Below are 7,507 nucleotides of genomic sequence, written 5' to 3' on the forward strand. Positions count from 1 at the left end.
AGGCAATCGCGGCGATCAGGTCGGCGGAGCGCCCTCTTCCGCCGGGCGGATGCGCAGCTTCGTGATGCGGTTCTTCACCCGCTTCATCACGATGAAGCGCTTGCCGTGGAAGGTGAAGGCCTGGCGCTCCTCGGGAATGCTCTTGGATTCGTGGATGACCAGACCGGCAACCGTCGTCGCCTCCTCGTCCGGCAGCGACCAGTCGAGCGCGCGGTTGAGATCGCGGATCGGCACCGAGCCGTCGACGACGATCGAGCCGTCAGCCTCCTGGCGCACGCCCTGGATATCGAGATCGTGCTCATCGGCGATATCGCCGACGATCTCCTCCAGAATGTCCTCCAACGTCACCAGGCCCTGAACCTGGCCATATTCGTCGACGACGATGGCCAGATGCAGCTTGCGGCGCAGGAACGCGTTGAGCTGGTCCTTGAGGTTGGTCGTATCCGGCACGAACCAAGGCTTCTGCGCGATCTTGACGATATCCAGGTTCTCCGGCTCGACATTGGGTTCGGCCAGCGCCCGCAGCAGATCCTTCGAATGTACGACGCCGATGATGTTGTCGGTCGAGCCGCGCCAGAGCGGCAGCCGGGTGAACGGGCTCTCGAGGATATCGCGAACGCACACCTCGGGCGGTTCATCGGCATTGATCGCCCGCATGCTGGTGCGGTGGATCATGATGTCGGAGATTTCGAGCTCGCCGAGGTCGAGAACGCCGCCGAGCCGATCGCGGTCGGCCTTGATCACCGAGCCCTCACGGTGCAGCAGATCCACCGCGCCACGCAGTTCCTCATGCGCCGAAAGCATCGACATGTCGGCGGCGAGATTGACACCGAAGAGGTTCAGAATCCGGCGAACGATGCCGTTGACGAGGCTGGAGAGAGGTCCGACGACCGCAACGAAGGGGCGAACGAGGGGAGCCACGGCGATCGCGAAACGATCCGGCGAGGCAATCGCCCAGCTCTTCGGCAGCACTTCCGAGAAGATGACGAGCAGCACGGTCATCGCAAGTGTGGCGATCGCCACACCGCTGTCGCCGAGCAGGCCGATCAGCAGGCTCGTTGTCAGCGACGACGCCAGAATGTTGACGAGGTTGTTGCCGATCAAAAGCGTACCGATCAGCCGGTCGCGCCGTTCGATCAGCCGGTTGACGATGCCGGCCCGCTCCTCGCCATTGTTTTCCAGCGTATGCATGCGCGAGCGCGAGGCGGCAGTCAGCGCCGTTTCCGAGCCCGAAAAGAAAGCCGACAGCAACAGCAGGCAGAAGACCGACAGGATCGACAGCCAATACTCCGCCAGGAAGGCAATGAAGGCTTCGCCGGTCATTGCGGGTGCTTTTCCCTCAGGAAGTTCAGGACCTCGGACGACGGAACGTCGTCAGCAACGAAGGACTGCCCGACGCCCCTGGTCAGGATGAAGGTGAGCTTGCCGCCCTTGACCTTCTTGTCCTGGGCGATCGCATCCATCAGCCGTTCGGCCGGCGGCAGCGTGCCCGGGATTTCCGCCATGCGCGTCGGCAGGCCGACCGCCTTCAGGTGCGCCTCGACACGGGACGCATCGTCGGGGCTTGCAAGGTTCATGCGCGCCGAGAACTGATGCGCCAGCACCATGCCGATCGAAACGCCCTCGCCGTGCACCAGCCGGGCGCTGTCGTATTCGGTTGCCGCCTCCAGCGCATGGCCGAAGGTGTGGCCGAGGTTGAGCAGTGCCCGCAAGCCGTTCTCGCGCTCGTCTGCGGCGACGACGTCCGCCTTGGCCTGGCAACTGACCGCGATCGCCTCGATGCGAGCGCTGCCGCCGGCAAAGACCGCCTGCCAGTTCGCTTCGAGCCAGGCAAAGAAGTCCGGCTTGTCGATCAGCCCGTATTTCGCCACTTCGGCATAGCCGGCGCGGAACTCGCGCTCACTCAGCGTGTCGAGCACGTCGGTATCGGCCAGCACCAGGTCCGGCTGGTGGAACACGCCGATGAGGTTCTTACCGTGCGGCGAGTTGATGCCGGTCTTGCCGCCGACGGAGGAATCCACCTGCGCCAACAGCGAGGTCGGGATCTGGATAAAGCGCGAGCCGCGGCGCACGATGCCGGCGGCAAAGCCGGTGAGGTCGCCGATGACGCCGCCGCCAAGCGCGATCACCGCATCGTTGCGCTCGATGCGGGCGCCGAGAACGGTTTCGCAGACGGGGATCAGATGTTCGAAGCTCTTGGTCTTTTCGCCAGCGGGAAGCACCAGCGACACGGCATCGATATCGCGCTCCTTCAAGCTCGCCATCAGCGGCTCGAGGTAGCGCGGCGCGACGTTCTCATCGGTGATGACCGCCATCTTGCGCCCCTTGAGGCGAGCCGCGATCTCGTGGCCCGCGGCGGCGATCAGCCCGGGACCGATCAGGATATCGTAGGAACGGTCACCTAGGTCGACACGGACCTTGCGTTCGGCGGCAGGCATCGCATGGCTATTCATGGGTCTTCTTGTCCTGGTACTCGATGACGGCGTTGAGGACGTCCTCGACCATCGTCTCTTTCTTCACATCGCGCGACAGCACCGTCAGGTCCGCTTCCGCATAGATCGGGTAACGCGCATTCATCAGGTTTTCGAGCGTCTGCCTGGGGTTCTCGGTCTTCAGCAGCGGCCGGGTGTCGCGCTTGTTGACCCGCTCCCAGAGCACGTCGAGTTCGGCATTGAGCCAGACCGTCAGGCCGCCCTTCTTGATCTGGCGGCGCGAACGCTCGTTGATATAGGCGCCGCCACCGGTCGAGACCACGCGCGGCCCGCTGCGCAAGAGCCGCTTCAGCACCCGCGTTTCGAGTGCCCGGAACTCGTCTTCGCCATAGCGGGCGAAGAGATCGCTGATCGTCATGCGCGAGACGCGCTCGATCTCATGGTCGGAATCGACGAAGGGAATGCCGAGCGCCTGAGCCGTCAAGCGACCGATCGCCGATTTGCCGGCGCCCATCAGGCCGATGAACACGAGATTGCGTTTACCGAGTACAAGCTTCGCCCGCTCGGCAAGCGTTGCGGAAACCGGTTCGATCACGTCGTTCATTGGACTTCTTATTCCCCATTCCCTTTCGGTATCGACAAATCAGGGTGTAGCGTCAAGTCGTCGCGCGCGTCCGCTCACGGTTCTTGAACTCGGCGGAAGCGGCGTTCATATAGGTCTGGCACCCGCCACGGCGTCGCGCGCTCATTCCGGGCGCTGAAACGCACTGGCCGTTTGAACGCCTGCATGTATCCTTGCGTCCGCTTCGATCGAAAGGCACATGCAGAGGAGATTGAAATGCCGACCCTCTTCCGGTTCCTGTTCTTCTGCGCCGTTATAGCCGGGATAGTGTACGGCACGATGATCTCTCTCGTCACCTTCGTCGAGCCGACGGAGCGCGACGTCACCGTGAAGATCCCGTCCGAACGGGTGAACAAGACCCAATGAGCGATCTTTCCGCCGCCCATGTCGAGGCTTTCCTCGAAATGATGAGCGCCGAGCGAGGTGCCGCGGTCAACACGCTGCAATCCTACGAGCGTGATCTCGAAGATGCCTCCTCGCACCTGCGCACGCTTGGAACCGGGCTGACGGCAGCGACACCGGACGATCTTCGCGGGTATCTCGCCCATCTCGCCGGCCAGGGCTTCAAGGCATCCTCGCAGGCGCGGCGGCTTTCGGCACTCAGGCAGTTCTACAAGTTCCTCTACGCCGAAGGCATGCGCGGCGACGACCCGACCGGGATCCTCGACGCACCGAAAAAGGGACGCAGCCTGCCGAAGACGCTAAGCGTCGACGACGTCTCACGGCTGATCGGCCAGGCAGAGACCGAGGCGGCGGGCAGCGGCGAAGATCGCCTCGTCCGATTGCGCATGCATGCGCTGATCGAACTGCTCTATGCGACCGGCATGCGCGTCAGCGAACTTGTGTCGCTGCCGGCAAGCGTGCTTGCCCAGAACGGCCGCTTCCTCGTCATCCGCGGCAAGGGCAACAAGGACCGCCTCGTGCCGCTGTCGCAGGCGGCGATCCGGGCCATGCGGGCCTATGGCGAGGCGCTCGCCGACGAGATGGCGCGCGACGAAACTGGCAACCGCGAGAGCCCGTGGCTCTTTCCCTCCTCGGGCAAGCAGGGCTTCCTGCCGCGCCAGGTTTTTGCGCGCGACCTGAAATCGCTTGCGGCCCGCGCCGGCATAAGGGTCGCCACGATCTCCCCGCACGTGCTCAGGCATGCCTTCGCCAGCCACCTGCTCGCCAATGGCGCCGACCTTCGCGCGGTGCAGGAACTGCTGGGGCATTCGGACATTTCCACGACACAAATCTATACGCATGTGCTGGAAGAACGGCTGCACAACCTCGTGCAAAACCATCACCCTCTTGCCAAACAGGCGAAAAAACAGGATTAGGACCGCCGGGCAGGCTGGTTTCGGCCCGCAGACCCTTGTCGCAAAATGATCGGAAACGCATCTCATGCACAACTATCTCGATTTCGAAAAACCCATCTCCGACCTCGAAGGCAAGATTCTCGAATTGAAGAAGCTCGCCGGCGAAGACGAGAGCGTGAACACTTCGGATGAGATCGAACGCCTGGAGACGCGCGTCCGCGACGCGATGGTCGAGATCTATTCCAAGCTGACGCCGTGGCAGAAGACCCAGGTCGCCCGCCACCCCCAGCGTCCACACTTCCTGGATTATGCAGCAGAACTCTTCACCGAGTTCACGCCGCTTGCCGGCGACCGCAACTTCGCCAATGACGACGCCATCCAGGCCGGCCTTGCGCGTTTCCGCGGCATGCCGGTCGCCGTTCTCGGCCAGGAAAAGGGCAACGATACGAAGTCGCGCATCAAGCACAATTTCGGCAGCCCCCGTCCGGAAGGCTACCGCAAGGCGATCCGCGTCATGGAAATGGCCGATCGCTTCGGCCTGCCGCTGATCACGCTGGTCGATACCGCCGGCGCCTATCCTGGCGTTAACGCCGAAGAGCGCGGCCAGGCGGAAGCGATTGCCCGCTCCACCGAGATGTGCCTCAACGTTCGCGTGCCGATCGTCACCGTCGTCATCGGCGAAGGCGGCTCCGGCGGCGCGATTGCGATCGCCACCGGCAACCGCGTCTACATGCTGGAGCATGCGATCTACAGCGTCATCTCGCCGGAAGGCGCTGCTTCGATCCTGTGGCGCGATTCCACCCGCGCCAAGGAAGCGGCCAGCAACATGAAGATCACGTCCGAGGATCTGAAGGCGCTCGGCGTCATCGACGGCATCATCCAGGAGCCCGTCGGCGGCGCACACCGCGACCCGAATGCGGTCATCGGTCGCACCGGAACCGTGATCGCCGACGCGCTCAAGGAACTTTCCGGACGCGATGGCGACCAGTTGCGCACCGATCGCCGGCAGAAATACCTGAATATCGGCCGTAATCTCTAAGCCTCAATCGGCAGTCCTTAGGCGGGAACGGGGCGAAAACCCCACGCCTTTCCCCTCGCCGGTCTCCATGGTCCGCGATTGCGGCAGCGTGTTTCGCAACTGCAAAGCGGAGTGTGGCCAAATCTTGGCCATATTCATGAGGTCATGAACAGCGCATCGGCAGGGCCACCCTGCAGGGTTAAGAATTCGTGAAGTATAATCGCTTAGTGATTCTCTAAAGGGCCCACCCTCGCGGACTGGGCTATCCTAGTCGAGTTTGGGTTTGAACGGGCCTCTGCTGATGCGTTTCTGGAACCTTTTAGCTTCCGCCGCCATTGTCGCCACACTTGCCGGCTGCACCAACGAAGCGCTGGATGCGACGACGTCGGTCGATATCAAGTCCGTCAAGAACAAGACCGAGTACCAGGTCTCTGCGCCGATGGTCAGAAAGATGACCGAACTCGGCATGCAGAAGCAGGCGCCGATCGCGCTGCGCATCTTCAAGGAAGAAGGCACGCTCGAGGTCTGGAAGGCCAACACGGCCAACCGTTTCCAGCTCTTGAAGACCTACAAGATCTGCGCCTGGTCCGGCAAGCTCGGCCCCAAGGTGAAGGAAGGCGACCGGCAGGCGCCGGAAGGTTTCTACCCGCTCTTCCCCCGCCAGATGAACCCCAACTCCAACTATTATCTGGCGATCAACACCGGCTATCCCAACGCCTACGACAAGGCGAACGGTCGCCAGGGCACGCACCTGATGATCCACGGCGCCTGCTCGTCGTCGGGCTGCTACTCGATGACCGACGAGCAGATGATCGAGATTTTCGCGCTCGCCCGCGACAGCTTCAAGGGCGGCCAGGAGAGCGTACAGCTGCAGGCGTTCCCCTTCCGCATGACCGCGGAAAACATGGCGCGTCACCGCGACAACCCGAATATCGACTTCTGGAAAATGCTGAAGGTCGGTTACGACCAGTTCGAAGTCACCAAGCGTCCGCCGGAAGTCAACGTCTGCGAAAAGAAGTACGTCTTCAACCAGCAGGCCTCCGGCCCGTTCAATCCGGGTGGACAGTGCCCGGCCATGTCGACGCCGCCGGCCTTGCAGGTCGCCATGTCGACCTTCGAGAAGAGCTATCAGACAGACTACGACAAGGCCATGAAGAAGTATGACGGCATGGTCTGGTACGAGCCGAGCGAGGCCGAGCGCAAGGCGATCGTCGCCAAGCAGCGCGTCGGCCGCGAGCTCGCCTATGCCCCGACCGGCAACTCGCTTGACGCCGGCAAGATGATGAAGGCGAGCGATCTCGAAAAGAAGCTCGCCGATCAGAAGGAAGCGGAAGAAACCAAGGTGGCTGTCGAGCTCCAGAAGAAGGAACTCGAAAAGGCGACCGATGGCGGCAAGCACGTCCCCGTCCCCGCCGCCAATCCCATTCCGCAGCCGGTGATGCAGGCAGCCGTCGAAGAGCCGAAGAAATCCTTCTGGAGCCTGTTCTCGAAGAGCGAACCGGAATTGCAGATGCCGGCTCCCGTCGTCGTGACGCCGGACCAGCAGGCAACCGCCGCGCCGCAGGCGCAGTCGGCTCCGGCAACGACCGCAAAGCAGGCGAAAGCAGCGGCTCCCGCCGCCCAGCAGCAGGCCGCTGCCGTGACCACGGCAACGACGCCGGCAGCCGATGCGACCGCCGAGGCGCCGGTTCTGACGGAAGAGCCGCCGAAGAAGCGCCCGTTCTGGAAGATCTGGGGCAATTGATGCCGGACGAACAAAAGATCGTCTACGACCTGAGGGGGCTTAAATGCCCCCTTCCCGTTTTGAAGACGCGCAAACGCATGACCTCGCTGGCGCCAGGCGCTTTGCTGGAGATTACGACCACCGACCCGCTGGCCGTGATCGACATTCCGCATTTCTGCAACGAGGACGGCCACAAGCTCGAAGAGACCGCACCCGCCGACGGTGGCCACCGGTTCCTCATCCGCAAAGGCGCGTAAGGCGCAGCCAGCCGCAACGCGGCTTGGCATGATTTGTATTCGGGTTGCCTGCAGCCAGAAACGCGTCCGCACTTTTCCTGGAGCTTGCCTCAAGGGCGCAACTCCGAACGGAAACCGCTTCGCACTTTTCCTGGAGCTTGCCTCAAAGCCGCAACTC

Annotated in this window: 8 protein-coding genes; 5 read left to right on the top strand and 3 right to left on the bottom strand. The window is 62.8% G+C overall.

The window, feature by feature from the left end:
- Positions 1–15 precede the first annotated feature (15 nt).
- Genes L981_RS25865 through L981_RS25875 form a run of 3 tightly spaced genes read right to left on the bottom strand, consistent with a single transcriptional unit; the run spans position 16 to position 3,036 of the window.
- Positions 16–1,323 (bottom strand): HlyC/CorC family transporter, encoded by a 1,308-nt coding sequence (locus L981_RS25865; protein WP_043623117.1) that lies wholly within the window; start codon positions 1,321–1,323, stop codon positions 16–18.
- Entirely contained in the window at positions 1,320–2,453 is a 1,134-nt protein-coding gene (gene aroB, locus L981_RS25870) for a 3-dehydroquinate synthase (protein ID WP_043623121.1), read from the bottom strand. The genes L981_RS25865 and aroB overlap by 4 nt, the downstream gene beginning before the upstream one ends.
- Complete coding sequence (locus tag L981_RS25875) at positions 2,446–3,036, bottom strand: shikimate kinase (protein ID WP_043623123.1); 591 nt, start codon at positions 3,034–3,036, stop codon at positions 2,446–2,448. The genes aroB and L981_RS25875 overlap by 8 nt, the downstream gene beginning before the upstream one ends.
- A 234-nt stretch (positions 3,037–3,270) precedes the next feature.
- On the opposite strand from L981_RS25875, the gene L981_RS34720 reads away from it, so the two are divergent.
- The 5 genes from L981_RS34720 to L981_RS25900 all read left to right on the top strand — a co-directional run bounded on the left by L981_RS34720 (position 3,271) and on the right by L981_RS25900 (position 7,350).
- On the top strand, positions 3,271–3,420 hold the full coding sequence (locus tag L981_RS34720) for a hypothetical protein (RefSeq protein WP_034806731.1): 150 nt from the start codon (positions 3,271–3,273) through the stop codon (positions 3,418–3,420).
- Positions 3,417–4,373: a site-specific tyrosine recombinase XerD gene (xerD, locus tag L981_RS25885; RefSeq protein ID WP_043623126.1), complete on the top strand. Its 957-nt coding sequence runs from the start codon at positions 3,417–3,419 to the stop codon at positions 4,371–4,373. Before L981_RS34720 ends, xerD begins: the two co-directional genes overlap by 4 nt.
- Before the next feature lie 64 nt (positions 4,374–4,437).
- Positions 4,438–5,391: an acetyl-CoA carboxylase carboxyltransferase subunit alpha gene (locus tag L981_RS25890; protein ID WP_043623127.1), complete on the top strand. Its 954-nt coding sequence runs from the start codon at positions 4,438–4,440 to the stop codon at positions 5,389–5,391.
- A 280-nt stretch (positions 5,392–5,671) separates the two neighbouring features.
- The gene (locus tag L981_RS25895; RefSeq protein ID WP_043623129.1) at positions 5,672–7,114 is read left to right on the top strand and encodes a murein L,D-transpeptidase family protein; all 1,443 of its coding nucleotides are present in this window, start codon (positions 5,672–5,674) and stop codon (positions 7,112–7,114) included.
- Positions 7,114–7,350 (top strand): sulfurtransferase TusA family protein, encoded by a 237-nt coding sequence (locus tag L981_RS25900; protein ID WP_043623130.1) that lies wholly within the window; start codon positions 7,114–7,116, stop codon positions 7,348–7,350. The genes L981_RS25895 and L981_RS25900 overlap by 1 nt, the downstream gene beginning before the upstream one ends.
- Positions 7,351–7,507: the final 157 nt, after the last annotated feature.

Source organism: Ensifer sp. ZNC0028 (assembly GCF_000799055.1).
Taxonomy (GTDB): domain Bacteria; phylum Pseudomonadota; class Alphaproteobacteria; order Rhizobiales; family Rhizobiaceae; genus Ensifer.

Bases quoted from the DNA above. Each gene is read 5' to 3' on its own strand.
- L981_RS25865 (WP_043623117.1), bottom strand. From the start codon at position 1,323: ATGACCGGCGAAGCCTTCATTGCCTTCCTGGCGGAGTATTGGCTGTCG.
- L981_RS25895 (WP_043623129.1), top strand. From the start codon at position 5,672: ATGCGTTTCTGGAACCTTTTAGCTTCCGCCGCCATTGTCGCCACACTT.
- L981_RS25890 (WP_043623127.1), top strand. From the start codon at position 4,438: ATGCACAACTATCTCGATTTCGAAAAACCCATCTCCGACCTCGAAGGC.
- L981_RS34720 (WP_034806731.1), top strand. From the start codon at position 3,271: ATGCCGACCCTCTTCCGGTTCCTGTTCTTCTGCGCCGTTATAGCCGGG.
- L981_RS25900 (WP_043623130.1), top strand. From the start codon at position 7,114: ATGCCGGACGAACAAAAGATCGTCTACGACCTGAGGGGGCTTAAATGC.
- xerD (WP_043623126.1), top strand. From the start codon at position 3,417: ATGAGCGATCTTTCCGCCGCCCATGTCGAGGCTTTCCTCGAAATGATG.
- aroB (WP_043623121.1), bottom strand. From the start codon at position 2,453: ATGAATAGCCATGCGATGCCTGCCGCCGAACGCAAGGTCCGTGTCGAC.
- L981_RS25875 (WP_043623123.1), bottom strand. From the start codon at position 3,036: ATGAACGACGTGATCGAACCGGTTTCCGCAACGCTTGCCGAGCGGGCG.